At 66.5% G+C, this 15,570-nt stretch carries 20 protein-coding genes and 1 tRNA gene; 5 read left to right on the forward strand and 16 right to left on the reverse strand.

What is annotated here, in order from left to right; genetic code table 11:
* The first annotated feature begins 149 nt into the window (after positions 1 to 149).
* From FCE95_RS01920 to FCE95_RS01930, 3 genes are all read left to right on the forward strand, one after another.
* Positions 150 to 989, forward strand: a complete 840-nt coding sequence (locus FCE95_RS01920) for an NmrA family NAD(P)-binding protein (protein WP_137265309.1) — start codon at positions 150 to 152, stop codon at positions 987 to 989.
* A 114-nt stretch (positions 990 to 1,103) separates the two neighbouring features.
* Positions 1,104 to 1,436, forward strand: a complete 333-nt coding sequence (locus FCE95_RS01925; RefSeq protein ID WP_137265310.1) for a GFA family protein — start codon at positions 1,104 to 1,106, stop codon at positions 1,434 to 1,436.
* A 58-nt stretch (positions 1,437 to 1,494) separates the two neighbouring features.
* Positions 1,495 to 1,980, forward strand: a complete 486-nt coding sequence (locus tag FCE95_RS01930) for a RidA family protein (protein WP_223266742.1) — start codon at positions 1,495 to 1,497, stop codon at positions 1,978 to 1,980.
* 13 nt (positions 1,981 to 1,993) lie between these two features.
* Here the strand turns inward: FCE95_RS01930 and FCE95_RS01935 are convergent, their stop codons facing one another.
* From FCE95_RS01935 to FCE95_RS02000, 15 genes are all read right to left on the reverse strand, one after another.
* The gene (locus tag FCE95_RS01935; RefSeq protein ID WP_137265311.1) at positions 1,994 to 2,329 is read right to left on the reverse strand and encodes a hypothetical protein; all 336 of its coding nucleotides are present in this window, start codon (positions 2,327 to 2,329) and stop codon (positions 1,994 to 1,996) included.
* A 33-nt stretch (positions 2,330 to 2,362) separates the two neighbouring features.
* Positions 2,363 to 2,449, reverse strand: a tRNA-Leu gene (locus tag FCE95_RS01940).
* 73 nt (positions 2,450 to 2,522) lie between these two features.
* Positions 2,523 to 2,975: a DUF2214 family protein gene (locus FCE95_RS01945; RefSeq protein ID WP_223266743.1), complete on the reverse strand. Its 453-nt coding sequence runs from the start codon at positions 2,973 to 2,975 to the stop codon at positions 2,523 to 2,525.
* A 60-nt stretch (positions 2,976 to 3,035) separates the two neighbouring features.
* Positions 3,036 to 3,632, reverse strand: coding sequence for a cysteine dioxygenase family protein (locus FCE95_RS01950; RefSeq protein ID WP_137265312.1), 597 nt, complete (start codon positions 3,630 to 3,632; stop codon positions 3,036 to 3,038).
* Positions 3,633 to 3,696: 64 nt separating this feature from the next.
* Positions 3,697 to 4,812 (reverse strand): homoserine O-acetyltransferase MetX, encoded by a 1,116-nt coding sequence (gene metX, locus FCE95_RS01955; RefSeq protein ID WP_137265313.1) that lies wholly within the window; start codon positions 4,810 to 4,812, stop codon positions 3,697 to 3,699.
* Between the two features lie 12 nt (positions 4,813 to 4,824).
* Positions 4,825 to 5,844 carry a tetratricopeptide repeat protein gene (locus FCE95_RS01960; protein ID WP_137265314.1) on the reverse strand — a complete coding sequence of 340 codons (1,020 nt, stop codon included), beginning with the start codon at positions 5,842 to 5,844 and terminating at the stop codon, positions 4,825 to 4,827.
* Entirely contained in the window at positions 5,844 to 6,266 is a 423-nt protein-coding gene (locus FCE95_RS01965) for a cytochrome c-type biogenesis protein (RefSeq protein ID WP_223266744.1), read from the reverse strand. Before FCE95_RS01965 ends, FCE95_RS01960 begins: the two co-directional genes overlap by 1 nt.
* 122 nt (positions 6,267 to 6,388) lie before the next feature.
* A complete protein-coding gene (locus FCE95_RS01970) occupies positions 6,389 to 6,928 on the reverse strand; it encodes a DsbE family thiol:disulfide interchange protein (RefSeq protein ID WP_137265316.1) in 540 nt (179 codons plus the stop codon).
* Positions 6,925 to 8,922, reverse strand: a complete 1,998-nt coding sequence (locus FCE95_RS01975) for a heme lyase CcmF/NrfE family subunit (RefSeq protein ID WP_189644609.1) — start codon at positions 8,920 to 8,922, stop codon at positions 6,925 to 6,927. The genes FCE95_RS01970 and FCE95_RS01975 overlap by 4 nt, the downstream gene beginning before the upstream one ends.
* 3 nt (positions 8,923 to 8,925) lie before the next feature.
* On the reverse strand, positions 8,926 to 9,390 hold the full coding sequence (gene ccmE, locus FCE95_RS17010; RefSeq protein WP_189644610.1) for a cytochrome c maturation protein CcmE: 465 nt from the start codon (positions 9,388 to 9,390) through the stop codon (positions 8,926 to 8,928).
* A 23-nt stretch (positions 9,391 to 9,413) separates the two neighbouring features.
* Positions 9,414 to 9,584 carry a heme exporter protein CcmD gene (locus FCE95_RS01980; RefSeq protein ID WP_137265317.1) on the reverse strand — a complete coding sequence of 57 codons (171 nt, stop codon included), beginning with the start codon at positions 9,582 to 9,584 and terminating at the stop codon, positions 9,414 to 9,416.
* Complete coding sequence (ccmC, locus tag FCE95_RS01985; protein ID WP_137265318.1) at positions 9,581 to 10,330, reverse strand: heme ABC transporter permease CcmC; 750 nt, start codon at positions 10,328 to 10,330, stop codon at positions 9,581 to 9,583. Before ccmC ends, FCE95_RS01980 begins: the two co-directional genes overlap by 4 nt.
* A 9-nt stretch (positions 10,331 to 10,339) precedes the next feature.
* Positions 10,340 to 11,023 carry a heme exporter protein CcmB gene (ccmB, locus tag FCE95_RS01990; protein WP_137265319.1) on the reverse strand — a complete coding sequence of 228 codons (684 nt, stop codon included), beginning with the start codon at positions 11,021 to 11,023 and terminating at the stop codon, positions 10,340 to 10,342.
* A 129-nt stretch (positions 11,024 to 11,152) separates the two neighbouring features.
* Complete coding sequence (gene ccmA, locus FCE95_RS01995) at positions 11,153 to 11,800, reverse strand: heme ABC exporter ATP-binding protein CcmA (RefSeq protein ID WP_137265320.1); 648 nt, start codon at positions 11,798 to 11,800, stop codon at positions 11,153 to 11,155.
* A 34-nt stretch (positions 11,801 to 11,834) separates the two neighbouring features.
* Positions 11,835 to 12,320: a DUF3293 domain-containing protein gene (locus tag FCE95_RS02000; protein ID WP_137265321.1), complete on the reverse strand. Its 486-nt coding sequence runs from the start codon at positions 12,318 to 12,320 to the stop codon at positions 11,835 to 11,837.
* A gap of 64 nt (positions 12,321 to 12,384) precedes the next feature.
* On the opposite strand from FCE95_RS02000, the gene FCE95_RS02005 reads away from it, so the two are divergent.
* Both FCE95_RS02005 and FCE95_RS02010 read left to right on the forward strand, forming a co-directional pair.
* Entirely contained in the window at positions 12,385 to 13,533 is a 1,149-nt protein-coding gene (locus tag FCE95_RS02005) for a pyridoxal phosphate-dependent aminotransferase (RefSeq protein WP_137265322.1), read from the forward strand.
* A gap of 122 nt (positions 13,534 to 13,655) precedes the next feature.
* Positions 13,656 to 14,453: an amidohydrolase gene (locus tag FCE95_RS02010; RefSeq protein ID WP_137266409.1), complete on the forward strand. Its 798-nt coding sequence runs from the start codon at positions 13,656 to 13,658 to the stop codon at positions 14,451 to 14,453.
* 4 nt (positions 14,454 to 14,457) lie between these two features.
* Here the strand turns inward: FCE95_RS02010 and FCE95_RS02015 are convergent, their stop codons facing one another.
* Positions 14,458 to 15,561, reverse strand: coding sequence for an NAD(P)/FAD-dependent oxidoreductase (locus tag FCE95_RS02015; RefSeq protein ID WP_137265323.1), 1,104 nt, complete (start codon positions 15,559 to 15,561; stop codon positions 14,458 to 14,460).
* Positions 15,562 to 15,570 lie beyond the last annotated feature (9 nt).

Below are 15,570 nucleotides of genomic sequence, written 5' to 3' on the forward strand. Positions count from 1 at the left end.
GTCTGCAGCAGTATGCGCCGATTGCTCCTTCATCCTATAGGATTGGACGAAAAAGCATAAAAATGGTCGATTCAGGCATATAAAGTACTGTTTGGTTTGACCAAAGTGGACGCCACGCAATACTGCGTCCACAGAAATGAGGTTTCGCCATGAATCCCCTCTACAAGCAAGATCAGCGCACCGTCCTGGTCGTCGGCGGCTCCGGCAAAACCGGCCGCCGCGTCGCCGAACGCCTGCGGGCCGCGGGCCGTCCGGTCCGGATCGGCTCCCGCGCCGCCCGGCCTTCCTTCGATTGGGAAGACCCCTCCACTTGGGCCGGCGCGCTGCAAGGCGTGTCCGCCGCCTACATCACTTACTACCCGGATCTGGCCATGCCGGGCGCGCCGCAGGCGATCGAAGCCTTCGCGCGCCAAGCGCTGCAGGCCGGCGTGCGTCGCCTGGTGCTGCTGTCCGGACGCGGCGAGCACGAAGCGCAACAGGCCGAAGAAAAGCTGATGGCTACCGGCGCGGACTGGACCATCGTGCGCTGCAGCTGGTTCATGCAGAACTTCGACGAAGGCGCTTTCCTGGATTCGATCTTGTCCGGCGAAGTCGCCTTGCCCGTGAGCGACATGCCCGAGCCCTTCGTCGACGCGGACGACATCGCCGACGTCGCCGTCGCCGCGCTCAGCGACGATCGCCACATCGGCCAGCTGTACGAATTGACCGGGCCGCGCATGCTCAGCTTCGCCGAAGCGGTGGGCGAGATCGCCCGGGCCAGCGGCCGCGAGATCGCCTTCGCGCAAATCCCGATGGACGCCTTCGCCGCGGGCGCGACGCAGCAGGGCATGCCGGCGGAAATCGTCGAATTCCTAGGCTATCTGTTCACCGAGGTGCTGGACGGCCGCAACGCCTATCTGGGCGACGGCGTGCAGCGCGCCTTGGGACGGGAACCGCGGGATTTCGCCGAGTACGCGCGGCGCGCGGCGGCTGCGGGCGCTTGGAAGTAATCAGCCGGGTCCTTGTCCGCCTTTCGGGCCTTTCTTCGAGGTGAGATGGAAACCATGTCGATCTTCCATCTGCTGGTTCGTCGTTGCTTCAACAGCCACAACAAGGACCCGATCATGATCCACAGAGGCGGCTGCCATTGCGGCCAAGTGCGTTTCGAAGCCGAGGGCGAGATCGAGGCCGCCGTCGCCTGCAATTGCTCGATCTGCTCGCGCAAGGGCGCGCTGCTATGGGCGGTGGATGCGAAAAAATTCCACGTCTTCGACGCGGGTCCGGACATGGGCGCGTACGCCTTCGGCAAGCGTACGCTGCGCCACCGCTTCTGCAGGAATTGCGGCATCGCGACCCATAGCGAAGGCGACGGCTTCGTGGCGATCAACATCCGCTGCATCGATGGGCTGGATCCGGCGAAGATCGATGCGGTCGAATTCGACGGCCGTTCCGTCTGAAAGCGCCTTCGCGCGAGCGGGGTTAGAATCGCCGCATCCGGTCGCGAGGAGAGTCGGGATGCGATGTGTTTGCCGCGCTGCGGCCGTGATGTTGGCTTTGTCGTCGGCTCCCTTCGCCTATGCGCAGAAGGCCGATTCATCCGCCCGTTACGTCAATCCGCAGAACCTGCCCAAGCCGAACGGCTACTCCCACGCCGTCGAAGTTTCCGCCGGCCGCACGCTCTACGTTTCCGGCCAATTGCCGCTCGACAAGGACGGCAACCTGGTGGGCAATGGCGATTTCGCCGCGCAGGCCGGGCAGGTCTTCGCCAATCTCAAGACCGCTCTCGAGGCCTCCGGCGCCACGTTCAAGGATGTGGTCAAGCTCAACATGTTCGTCACCGACATGGACCAATTGAAGGCGCTGCGCGAGGCGCGCGACAAGTACATCGATTCGCGCAATCCTCCGGCGAGCACGCTGGTGGAAGTGAAGCGGTTCGTCAAAGAAGGGGCGATGGTGGAGATCGACGCGATCGCCGTAGTGCCCGAGCGTTCGCTTCGCTGAAGACGCGCTTGCGTCAACGAGGCGAGAGGCGTTCGTAGGCGACGAACGATATGCGTTCGGTTTCGAGCGAAGTTTCCGCAGCCAACAACCGGTCCAGATGATCCGGCGTCAAGCGCGCTGCCGTGGCGATACGGCAAAGATGCAGCGCGTCCGGATCGCCAGAGCCGGAGGGCGAACGCTCGTAAGCCACGACGTGGCAACCGAACTCGCGTTCCAGCGCCGTCCGCGCTTCGGCCACGCGTCCGCGAGGCACCCGCAGTTCGGAGAGATCCAGGAGCGAAAGGATTTCGGGCGGCAATCGCCCGAGCGAGGGAATGGCGTCGAGCAGTTCGGCGAGCTTGGCCCGCATCGCTTATCGAACGATCCGCTGCTGAAAACAAGTTGGTGCCGAAGGTGGGACTCGAACCCACACGCTTTTAAGGGCGGCGGATTTTGAGTCCGCTGCGTCTACCGATTCCGCCACTTCGGCGCGGCCGCAAAGTATAGCGGAGTAGGGAGGTTTGCGGCGACCCTCACCCACCCCCGTCCGCAAGGGAGAGGGTTCAAAAACCGCCATAACGGGCCATGGCCGCGGCGCAGACGAAGATCACGGCGATCAGCAGCAGCTCGAAACGCACGATCCGGCGCAGGCCGGCGACTTCGGCTTCGCCCGGAACGAAAGCCGGATCGGCCTTCAGCGCTTTGCGCCAGCGCAGGAAACGGATCGTCGGCCAGATCGACAGGATGCCCGCCAGCAGGAAAGCCCCGACCTTGGCGTGGAACCAGGGGTTGTGCATATAGAAGTCGTAGCCCTTGATGCCGTGGAAGACGCGGCTGAAGCCGACGATCAGCAACAAGACGGCGACCATGCCGTAACCGCGGTCGACGCCGCTCAGGCGCTTGAGCGCGGAGGCGTCGATCGGCCGGCTCAGCAGCACCGACTGGGTGACCAGCATCGAGACCAAGCCGAAAAAAAGCAGGTGATGAGTCGCGGCCAGCAGCAGATCGGTCAGCATCGGGCTACCTGTTCGGATGGCGTTGGACTGCATCCGCCGCGAGCGGCGGAGACTGCCGGATCAAGCCGCTTCGTCGGTCCGCAATTCGCTGTCGATGCGCTGGTACCACTCGCCCGACTGCGGCTGGAACTTGGAGCAATACTCCATCGGCGCCTTGTAGATGTGCAGCGACACGGCGACGCGGTCGGCGCTGGCGTTGCAGATGGTGTGGTACTCATGCGGCGGAATCAGGCTGCCGGCGCTGCCGGGGCCGGCGTGCATGCCGCCCGCGGCGCGGAAGTGGAAGCGGTCGCCTTCGCGCTCCAGCAATTCGTACTGGGTGATCTCCAGCTCGCCGTCCCACACGCCTTCGACGCACCACAGGCCGGAATGGTCGTGGATCGGCGTGCCTTGGCCGGGTCCCCAGGTCATCGCCACCACGCTGTAGCCGTGCTCGGGGCTGCGGTAGATCTCGCGGCGCGCGTAGTGGTCGTCGATCGGGTCGTGCACGCAATCGGGCAGTTGCACGTCCGGGTCGCGGATCATCGCGCACAGGCAATTACGCAGTGCGGCGGTGACGGCATGTTCGTCGCCTTGGGCGACGGCGGCATCGACCGCGGCGACCAGCTTGTCGCGGCCGCGGAAATCGACGGAATGGCAGTCGGAGGTGGCGTTCATGGAGGCATTCTAACCCCGGGATGGGCCCGGCGTTATCCGGAAACGGCTCGCCCCCGGGAACGGGCTACAGCGCCGCCAGGAAACCCGAAACAGCGGGGCCGAAACGGGCGATATCGACCAGGAACGCGTCGTGCCCCTGCGGCGACTCCAGGGCCAGAAACGCCGCATCGTTGCCGCCGGCGCGCAGGCCGTCGGCGATCTGCTGCTGTTGCTGCACCGGGAACAGGATGTCGGTGTGGACGCCGATGGCCAGCGCCTTGTCCACCCGGATCCGGGCCAGGCCGTCGTCGGCGCTGCCGCCGCAGGACTCGCCCAGGTCGAACCAGTCCATCGAGCGGCTCAGATAGAGGTAGCAGTTGGGATCGAAGCGGCGCACGAAGCGGCGCGCGTGGCCTTCCAGATAGCTTTCGACTTCGAATTCCAGGCCGAACGGATCTTCGTCGTCGCGCCGGTCCGAATCCAGCCGCACCCGGCCGAAGCGGCCGTCCCACTCCAGCGCGGAGCGATAGGTGATGACGCCGAGCTTGCGCGCCATGCGCATGCCGCTCTCGGGATAGTTGGCTTCGTCGTATTCGCCGTCGTTCCACTTCGGATCGAGCCGGATCGCCTCGCGCTGCAGCGAGCGGATCGCGATCGAGAACGGCAGCGCGCGCGCGGCGCCGGAGATGTTGATATGGCTGCGGGCGATGCCCGGATGCCGCGCCAGCAGCGCCAGCGCGGTCATGCCGCCCATCGAATTGCCGATCACGCACGCCAGCCGCTGCACGCCCAGCGCGCGCACTACGTGCGCGGCCGCGTCGGCGCCGTCTTCGATGGAAAGTTCGGGGAAGGCGAGGCGATAAGGTTCGCCGGTCGCCGGATTCGCGGAGGCAGGTCCCGTCGAACCTTTGCAGCTGCCGAGCGAATTCACGCAGATCACGTACCAGCGGTTGCTGTCGATCGGCTTGCCGGGGCCGAGCATCGCTTCCCACCAGCCGGGTTCGGCATTGCCGGCGTTGGCCGCCGCATGCGCATCGGGCGACAGGCCGGTGACGATCAGCACCGCGTTGTCGCGCGCGGCGTTCAATTCGCCCCAGGTTTCGTAGGCCGCACGCGCGCCGCGCAGCTCGCCGCCGCGCTTCATCGGGAACGGCGAGGGCAGGTCGATGAAGCGGGTGCCGGGCGGGATGAATTCGGTCATGGGACCTCTACGTTACCGATCGGCCGCGCCGATGACGAGTTCGACCGGTTGTTTCGCAGGCAGCGCCACCCGCACCGGCTTCGACTCGACGTCCCCTTCCTGCCGCATCGCATTGCCGCTGGCCGACAGGCGCGCGATCACTTCCACTTCTTTCAGCGCAGACAGCTTCTGGGTCGGCATCGGTCCGTCCGCGTCGTCCAGGGTTACGGTCAGCGGCATTTCTTGCAAAGCGCGCTTCTCGACCGCGACCGGCATCGGCGGTCCGCCGGGCTTGCGTGCGATCACGAACACGCTGGCGTCGCCGCGCAAACGGACACGCGAGGCGAAGTCCGGGTCCAGCGCGACTTTCACCGTGAGTGCGTTCGCGCCGGCGGGCGCGGGGCTCGCCGTTTGCGCCGCGGGCAACGGCGGCATGCCCGCTGCGGCGCGGGCGGCGTCGATCTGCGGACGCAAGCTGGCGGCGGTGGCGGCATCGACTACCGTTAGCAGCGGTTCCCAGGTGCGCGCCGCGGCGGCCGCATCGCCGGCTTGGCGCTGAGCGATGCCGAGGAACCAGCGCGCGCGTTGATGCTGCGGCGCGCGCTGCAGGACGCGCCGCAGCGCAGCCACGGCTTCGTCGTCGAAACGGCGCTGCGGGTCGGCCAGGGCGCGCGCTTCGGCGTACTCGACTTGGATGTCGTCGTCGTCCGGCGCCAAGGCCGCGGCGCGGGCGTAGGCGTTGCGCGCGTCGACGGGGCGTTGCTGCTCGCGATAGGCGCGGCCCAGCAAACGCCAGCCGTCGGTTTGGCGCGGATCGCGTTGCAATTCGGCTTCGAGTTCGGCGATGGCGGCGTCCATCGTCGCCGGCGCGGCGCGTGCGGAAGGATTCAGCGCGGCCGGCGTACCGATCAGTCCATACAGAACGAAAGTGGCCAGCAGCAGCGTGCCCGCGAAGGCCGCTGCCGGCAGCGGGCGGGCGCGCCACAAGGGGCGCAGCACGAAGGCGAGCGTCAGGATCGCGAGCAGCGCCGCGCATATCGCGAAGACCGTCATCACCACTCCTGATCGTCGTCGCGCGAAACCGGCGCGCCGGCGCTGCGCGAACGCACGATCCGGTAGACCGCGAAGCCGCCGATGGCCAGCAACAGCGCCGGTCCGAACCAAAGCAGCCAAGTCTTGGATTCGACGCGCGGTTTGTACAGCACGAAGTCGCCGTAGCGTTGCGCCAGGAAGGCTTTGATCTCGGCGTCCGATTTGCCTTGCCGCATCAGCTGCAGGACTTCGGCGCGCAGATCGTAGGCGATCATCGCGTTGGAATCGGCCAGCGACTGGTTCTGGCACATCACGCAGCGCAGTTCGGCGGCCAGATCGTGGAAGCGGCGTTCCTCGGCGGCGTTTTGGAATTTGAGCGGGGTGGGGTCGCTGGCGATTTGGGCTAAGGCGGGCGCCGCGCAGAGCGTCAACCATAACGCCAAGAATGCCGCGAACGCTCTTTGCGGGAGCGGCTTTAGCCGCGAGCTCTTCCCCGCAGGTCGCGACCGAACGGAAAAGAGCTTGCGGCTAAAGCCGCTCCCACAAAAAAAAGCCGACCCATGCATCAACGTTTGCTCTCCGCCGCTTCCAATGCCGGCAGCAACTCTTCCATCACCACCGTATCGGTCAGCGGGCCGACGTGCTTCCAGCGGACGATGCCCTTGCCGTCGACCAGGAAGGTTTCCGGCGCGCCGTAGATGCCCCAATCGATCGCGGTCTTGCCTTCGGTATCGGCGACTACGGCCATGAACGGATTGCCGAACTGTTCCAGCCAGCGCAGCGCATCGGCGCGTTCGTCTTTCCAGTTGTAGCCGATGACGCGTACCCGTTTGGTTTCGGCGAACCGAGTGAGTACCGGATGTTCGACCCTGCATTCGGCGCACCAACTGCCCCAAACGTTCATCACGTACGGAGCCCCGCGCAATTTCTTCGACGACAAGCGATGTTCGGGATCGTGCAGTAGCGGCAAGTCAAAAGCGGGCGCGGGCTTGCCGATCAAAGGCGAAGGCAGCGCGTCGCGATCGGGCTTGCGGCTGAGCCAGACACCCGCGGCGAGCAGGGCGCCGAGGGTTACGAAAACGATCAGGGGCAGCCAGCGTTTCATGCGTTCGCTCTTGCGGGTTCGTCATGCGGAATGCGGGGCGCGCGTGCGGTCTCCGTCTCCGGACCCGGGCTTTCGTCGGGCCGACGGGCGCGAACGCGGAATCGACGGTCCGACGCCGCCACCAGCCCGCCCAGCGCCATCAACGCCGCGCCCGTCCAAATCCAGCGCACGAACGGCTTGACGTGCACGCGCACCGCCCAAGCGCCGTTGCCCAGCGGTTCGCCGAGCGCGACGTACAGGTCGCCGAAAGCGCCGGGCGCGATGTCGGCTTCGGTCATCACTTGGCCGCCGCTGGCGTAGCTGCGCTTTTCCGGATGCAGCACGGTCAGCGGCGCGCCGTCGCGCAGCACCTGCACCGTGCCGCGGTCGGCGACGTAGTTCGGGCCTTCCGAATGCGCCGCGCCGTCGAAACGGAACGCGTAGCGGCCCAGTTCGACGCTCTGTCCCGGCGCCAGTGCGAGTTCGCTTTGGCGGCTCAGGCTTTCGGTCAACAACGCGCCGACCAGGAAGATCGCGATGCCTAAATGGGCCAGCGTCATGCCCAGCATTTCGGCGGTGTAGCGCTGCCCCGCGCCGGAAAAACGCGTCCACGCGAAACGCAGCGTGCCCGCGCCGATCCAAGCGGCGCCGGCGATGCCCGCCGCGGTTTTCAGCGGACCTTGCGGTGCGAAGAAGAAAGCCGCGATGGCGGCGACGGCCGCCAAACCCAGCCACGGCGCGAGCAGCCTCACCGGACGCGAGACGTCCTCGCGCTGCCAACGGGTGAGCGGCCCGAACGGCAGCAACAACACCAGCGGCGCCATCAGCAGCACGAACAACAGCGAGAAATAAGGCGGGCCGACCGAAATCTTGCCCAGCTCCAGCGCGTCGGCCAGCAGCGGATATAAAGTGCCGAGCAGCACCATGCCGCAGGCCGCCACCAGCAGCAGATTGTTCGCCAGCAGCAAGGTTTCGCGTGAGCTCGCGGCGAACGGCTTGCCGTCTTCGCCCGTCGGAGAACGCAGCGCGTACAGCAACAACGAACCGCCGATGACGGTGCCCAGGAAAATCAGGATGAACAGGCCGCGCGACGGATCCGCGGCGAAGGCGTGCACGCTGGTCAGCACGCCGGAACGCACGAGGAAGGTGCCGAGCAAGGACAGCGAGAACGCGGCGATGGCCAGCAACAAAGTCCAGCTGGCGAAACTGCCGCGTTTTTCGGTCACCGCTTGCGAATGCAGCAGCGCGGTGCCGGCCAGCCAAGGCATGAAGCTCGCGTTTTCGACCGGATCCCAGAACCACCAGCCGCCCCAACCGAGTTCGTAATAGGCCCACCAACTGCCGAGCGCAATGCCGACGGTAAGGAAAGCCCATGCGACGTTGGTCCAGGGCCGCGTCCAGCGCAGCCAGCGCGCATCGATGCGCCCGTCGAGCAGGGCCGCGATGGCGAACGCAAAGGGCACCGCGAAGCCGACGTAGCCCACGTACAGCATCGGCGGATGGATGATCATGCCCGGGTCTTGCAGCAGCGGGTTCAAATCGCGGCCTTCGGCGGCGGCCGGCAGCAGGCGCAAGAAGGGATTGCTGGTGAAGATCAGGAAGGCGAGGAAGCCGAGCGACACCAGGCCCATCACGCCCAGCACGCGCGCGATCACCTGCGCGGGCAGCGCCCGCGAAAAGCGTGCCACCGCGCCGGTCCACAGCGCCAGGATCAGCGCCCACAGCAGCAGCGAACCTTCGTGCGCGCCCCACACCGCAGTGTAGCGATAGACCACGGGCAGCAGCGAATTGGAATTCTCGGCGACGTACTGCAGCGAGAAATCCTGCGATACGAAACCGTAGGTGAGGATCGCGAACGCTCCGGCGACCAAAAGCAGTTGGGCATACGCCGCGGGCCGGGCGACCGACATCCAGGCGTCGATGCCGCGCTGCGCGCCAGCCAGCGGCAGCGCCGCCTGCACGGCGGCGATCAGCATCGCCAGGATCAGCGCGATTTGGCCGAGTTCGGGCAGCACCGCTTATTGCGCCTTCGCGTCGGCGGGGGTTTTCACGTCGTGCTTCTTGTGCGCGGCGCCCATCTTGTCGGCCACTTCTTTCGGCATATAGGTTTCGTCGTGCTTGGCCAGCACCTGTTCGGCGACGAAAGTATCGCCCTGCATGCGGCCGGTGGCGATCACCGCCTGCTTCTCGCGGAACAAGTCGGGCAGGATGCCGGTGTAGACCACCGGCAGCGTGGCATCGCCGTCGTCGACCGTGAAGTGCGCTTCCATGGAACCAGGAGCGCGCTGGAACGAACCGGCCTGGACCATGCCGCCGAGGCGGAATCGCGCGTGTTCGCCGGCTTCGCCCTTCAGCACTTCGGAAGGCGTGTACAAGTAGGCGACGTTGCGCTGCAAAGCCAGCGCGACCAGCGCGGTCGCGGCGGCGGCGGCGGCGACCAAGGCCAGGATCAACAGCAGGCGGCGTTTGCGGGTGGGGTGCATATTCTTCTTGATCGATTGAGCCGTCATTCGCGCGCGAGCGGCGCATTCTTATCGGCCGGCGCCGCATTGCGCGCGGCGCGCATTTTGGCCGCCCGCAGGAAACGCCGGATCGCGAGCCTCGGCGCGACGAAATCCCACAGCAGCACGGCGGCGAACACGGCGTACGCGGCTAAGACGTAATTCTGGTAGCTCATCGCGCGCCTCCCGCCAGCTGCCGCACCCAGTCCTTGCCGGCTTCCCGTTCCAGATTGTCGGCGCGCGCGCGCATCAGCAGCGAACCGACGAACCAGAACTTGGTCGCCACGATCATCCAGATCAGCGGCTGCACCATGCTCGCGTCCATCGTCGATTTTCCGAACAGGCTGATGGTCTGGCCCTGGTGCAGCGAGTTCCACCACACCACCGAGTAGCGGATCACCGGCAGCAGGGCCACGCCGACGATCGCCAGCAAGCCGGCGGCGCGGGCCGCGGCGCGTCGGTCGTCGATGGCGCGGTATAGGCCGATCACGCCCAAGTAAAGGAACAGCAGCACCAATTCGGTGGTCAGGCGCGGATCCCAATCCCACCAGGTGCCCCACATCGGCTTGCCCCAGATCGAACCCGTCGCCAAGGTGACGACGGTGAACGCCGCGCCGATCGGCGCGCAGGCCATCGCCAGGATTTCGCACAGCTTGATCCGCCAGATCAGCGCGATCGCCGCATAGAAAGCCATCAGCGCGAATACGAACAGGCTCATCCACGCGCTGGGCACATGGACGTACAGGATCCGGAAACTGTCGCCTTGCTGGTAGTCCGCCGGGACCACGAACAGCGCGCCCCACAGGCCGTAAGCCATCGTCAGCAGCGCCAAGGCATAGGCCCAAGGCGCCCAGCGCGCCGCGAAGCGGTCGAAATAGGGCGGAGAGCCGAGTCGATGGAACCAACGGACGACAGGATTCATTCTTCTAATTCAACTCAAGGCGATCCGGATCGCCGCCGCCGCCGCCATCGGCGCCAGCACCAGCGCCAGCACCAGGCCCGCCGCCAACATCAGCAGCGCGCCGCTCGGGTCCAGGCCTTGCCCGGCCGCGGCCACGCTGCCGGCTCCGAATACCAGCACCGGCACGTACAAAGGCAGCGCCAGCAGAGCCACTAGGATACCGGAGCGGCGCATGCCGACGGTTAAAGCGGCGACCACGGCGCCGATCAGGCTCAACAGAGGCGTGCCCAGGGCCAGCGAGGCCATCAGCGTCGGCAACTGCGCGCGCGGCAGATGCAGCAATTCGGCCAGTAGCGGCGCGGCGACCAGCAGCGGCAGCGCGGTGGTCGCCCAATGCGCCAGCACGCGCACCGCGACGAGCCAAGCCAGCGGCACCGGCGCCAGCAGCCATTGTTCGAGCGAACCATCCTCGGCGTCGCCGCGAAACAGGGTGTCCAGGGCCAGCAGCCCGGCGAGAAGAGAAGCGAGCCAGAGCACAGGCGCGGCGATCTTGGCCAAGGCGTTCGCCTCGCCGCCGGTGGCCAATGCGAACAGCACGACGACCAGCAGCGCGAACAAGGCGGGCTGCAAAGCGTCGCCGCGACGGCGCCAGAGCAAGCGGAAGTCGCGGGCGAGCAGGGCGCGGGCGGATTGCGACAAGGTGGGGGAGGTCATGGGCACCACCCCTTGTCCGTCATCCCGGCGAAAGCCGGGATCCAGGCGATCCGGCGATTTTTCGGCGCATCGAAAACCCGGGATCCCGGCTTTCGCCGGGATGACGGATGAAAGAGTATCGACGATGGATCAAGCATCGCCGCCCCCCAACACCAATTCCCGCGTCCGCACCGGCGGCGCGGCGTAGGCGCCGTGCGTGGTCACCAGCGCGGCGCCGCCTTCGCGCAGATGCGCCGAGATCATGCGGTTGACCAGATGGATGCCGTCCAGGTCGAGATTCGCGTAAGGCTCGTCCAGCAGCCACAAAGGCGCCGGCGACAACCACAGCCGGGCCAGCGACAAACGCTTCTTTTGCCCGGCGGAGAGCTGCCGCGACAGCGCATCCTCGTAACCGGACAGGCCGACGATGTTCATCGCGCCTTCCAGCGTCTGCCGCGAACGCTGGCCCTGCAAACCGCATAAAAAGCGCAGATTCTCCAGCGCGGTCAGATCGGCTTTCAGCGCCGGCAGATGGCCGAGATAGGCGATGGCGCGGCTGCGGTCGTGGTGGCCGGCGCGATGGCCGTCGATGTCGACTTCGCCGCGCTCGGCGCGCAGCAGTCCGGCCAATACCCGCAGTAAAGTGGTCTTGCCCGCGCCGTTGTCGCCCCGCACCAGCAGCGCTTCGCCGGCGTCGACGGCGAAATCGAGCGGGCCGAACACCGCCTCTTCGTTGCGCGCGAAGCTGAGGCCGCGGGCGGCCAGCAAGGGCGGCGGCGGGATCGGAGTATCGGTCATCGTGGGCGGCAGGCCGCGACGGGCGGCGGACCGCTCATTCTACCCAGTCGACGAAGGCCAATCGCCCCAGCGGGTCTTCGAGGCCGTCGGGGCGGGGCGAAAGCATCCGCAGCCGCAGCGGCTCGCCCTTACGCCAGACCACCATGCCGAGTTGGCCGAAGCGGCGGCCCAGCGCATCCAGATCCGCCATATCCAGATCCATGACCAGCCAACTGGGTTCGCGCCAGCTCCGGTCCGGGGCCGAGGAGAACGCGGGCACGAAGATCCGGCCGCTGGCCAGCAGCGCATCGTGCAGCGCCTGGTCGGCGCGGCGGTTGACCGGTTCCGGACGCGGCACCGATTGCGGATCCCAGGCCGACAACAATGCGAACTCGGCCGCATCCGGGTGCGCCAGCTCCGGACCGGGCGCGGGCAGGCCGATGCGCAGGCCGTGCCAATGGCCGTCGCGCTGCCAGCGATAGTCCGCGGCCAGGTAGGCGAACAGCAATCCGACGACGCGTTCGTTTTCTTCTCGATGCATGTCGAAGGTTTAACCGATCACTCGCTATCCGTAAACTCGACGCGTCGACCCGCCCGGATCCCCCATGCGTCCGCAAACCAAATTGCCGAAAGTCGGCACCACGATCTTCACCGTGATGTCGCAATTGGCCGCCGAACACGGCGCGGTCAACCTCGGCCAAGGCTTTCCCGATTTCGCCGTGCCCGATCGCCTGATCGAAGAACTCGACAAAGCGATGCGCGCCGGCCACAACCAGTATGCGGCGATGACCGGCGTGCCGGCGCTGCGTCAAGCCATCGCCCGCAAGACCGAACGCGTTTACGGCCACAAGCCGGACGCGGACGCGGAAATCACGGTCACCAGCGGCGCCACCGAGGCCATCTTCAACGCCGTCGCCGCCGTGGTGCGGCCAGGCGAGGAAGTGGTCGTGCTCGATCCTTGCTACGACAGCTACGAGCCGGCGATCGACCTGGCCGGCGCACGCGCCGTGCACGTGCCGCTAGATCCGCGCACGTTCGCGCCGGATTGGGCGAAGGTGCGCGCCGCGATCGGCCCGAAGACGCGGATGCTGATGATCAACAGCCCGCATAATCCGTCCGGGGCGATGCTGTCCGCCGCCGATATGGAGCAGATCGCGGCGTTGTTGCGCGATACCGGCATCTTCCTGCTGTCCGACGAAGTCTACGAGCACATCGTGTTCGACGGCGCTCGGCACGAATCGGCGCTGCGCTACCCGGAACTGCGCGAACGCGCTTTCGTCGTGTCCAGCTTCGGCAAGACCTATCATTGCACCGGTTGGAAGATCGGCTACTGCATCGCGCCGCCGGCGTTGAGCGCGGAATTCCGCAAGGTCCACCAGTACAACGTGTTCTGCACGTTCAACCCCGCACAGCACGCGTTCGCGGCGATGCTGGACGCCGAACCCGAGCATTACGAACGGCTCGGCGCGTTCTATCAATCCAAGCGCGACCGCTTCCGCGAACAGCTGGCGAGCACGCGATTGACGCCGCTGCCGGTGCCGGGCGGGTATTTCCAGCTGGTCGACTATTCGGCGGTGAGCGATTTGGACGATCTGGCTTTCTGCCGCTGGCTGACGACCGAGAAGGGCGTGGCCGCGATTCCGCTGTCGCCGTTCTACGAAACGCCGCCGGCCGGCCAGCGTCTGGCCCGGTTGTGCTTCGCCAAGAACGAAGCGACGTTGGACGCGGCCATCGAAAGATTGCAAAAACTTTAGCCGAACTGGTCGGAACGGGCTTTGTAGGAGCGGCTTTAGCCGCGAGCTCTTTCCTTAAGGTCGCAGCAACTTGCGGCAAAGAGCTCGCGGCTAAAGCCGCTCCCACAAATCGATGAATGAATATGGAAAATCTGCGCATTTCCTTGGTCCAAGGCGCCACCCGCTGGCACGATCCCGCGGGCAATCGCGACTACTACGCCGACCTCATCGCTCCGCTGCACGGCACCACCGACTTGGTGCTGCTGCCGGAAACCTTCACCAGCGGCTTCAGCAACGAGGCGATCGGCCAGGCCGAGACCATGGACGGGCCGACGGTGGCCTGGATCAAGGCGCAAGCCAAGAAACTCGACGCGGCCGTCGCCGGGAGCGTGCAGTTGCGCACGCCGCAGGGCGTGTTCAATCGCCTGCTGTGGGCGACGCCGGACGGCGGCTTGAAGCATTACGACAAGCGCCATCTTTTCCGTTACGCCAAGGAGCACGAGCGCTACGCCGGTGGCAGAGAGCGGCTGACCGTGGAATGGAAAGGCTGGCGGATCTGCCCGCTGGTCTGTTACGACCTGCGTTTCCCGGTGTTTTCGCGCAACCGCTACGACGTCGAGCGCAAGGGCGGCTTGGATTACGATTTGCTGCTGTACGTCGCCAACTGGCCTTCGGCGCGCGCTTATCCTTGGAAAACGCTGCTGCGCGCCCGCGCCATCGAAAACCTGTGCTACGTCGCCGGCTTGAACCGGGTCGGCACCGACGGCAACGGATTGCATTATTCCGGCGATAGCGCCGTGATCGATTTCCTGGGACATCCAGTGAGCGAATGCACCGATGAGGAAGTCGTGGTCACCACGACTTTGCTGGCCGACGAACTCGCCGCGCACCGCGAGCGCTTCCCGGCGATGCTCGACGGCGACGCCTTCACGATCGCGTGAGCGACTAGCCGCATTCGCGGCGCCCCGTGCCGAAATAGACCCGCCCGGCGGCCCAGCGCATCGGCGCCGAACCCAGGCCCAGATTCACCGGCCAGTCCATCTGCGCATGGTCGTAGGCCCAGCGCAAAGCGCGCTTGATGCGGAATCGTGGAGCGGCGGCCGCCGCGACGCGTTCCGCCGCGGGCCCGCCGTCGCGCAGTCGCTTGGCGACGGCTTCGCCGACGGCCCAACCGTGCCGCCAGGCCGAGTGGATGCCGCCGGCGGTGACCGGGGACACGATGCCGGCCGCATCGCCGGTCAAAATCACGCCCGGCGCGGCCAAGGGTGTGACCGCCCCGCCGCAGGGAATCAGTCCGGCGCGCACGGCGGTGTGCTTCGTTTGGCGCAAGCCGACGAGCGGCCGGATCCGGGCCAAAAAAGCGTCGATGTCCGGACTGCGCGTCGCCGCGTCGCGGTGCCGCAGCGCCAGACCGATCTGCACGCCGGTCGGGTTCTGCGTGGCCCAGCCGATGTAGCCGGGCGCGAATCGTTTGCTGATGAAGCAATGCAGCGCTTCCGGCTCGCTCAATCGCGCGTCGGCGAATTCGTATTCGACGCCGTACAGGAAGTCGCGCACGCGGCCGAGTCCGGCGCATTGGGCGACGCGCGATTTCGCCCCGTCCGCGCCGATCAGATAGCGCGCGCGTCCGACGCCTTCGATGCGCCAACCTTCGCCGTCGCGTTCGGCGCCGACGAAGGAACGCTGCAATTGCAGATCGACGCCTTGCGCTTGCAGTTCCTCCGCCAACCATCGCATCAGGTTCGGCGTGTCGGTGGTCAGGAAGTAGTAATCGGGCGCCTGCAGCGACACGCTGCGCAGATTGGGCGCGTACAAGCGCACCCCCGCGATCCGTTGGTATAAAACGGACGGCATGCGATTGAGCCAGGTGCGTTCGGCCGCTTCCTTGACGACGATGCCGGTGGTGTGGAGTTTGATGCCCGGGTCGCGCTTGCGCTCGAGCACGCACACGCGCAACCCGTATTGCGCCGCCGCCAGCGCGCAGGCGGCGCCCGCGAAGCTTGCGCCGACCACCACCATGTCCCAATCGGATGTTCCCGTTCTCGTCATCGTTCGCGC

This window comes from Luteimonas gilva (assembly GCF_005239095.1).
In the GTDB taxonomy this organism is placed as follows: Bacteria; Pseudomonadota; Gammaproteobacteria; order Xanthomonadales; family Xanthomonadaceae; genus Luteimonas_C; species Luteimonas_C gilva.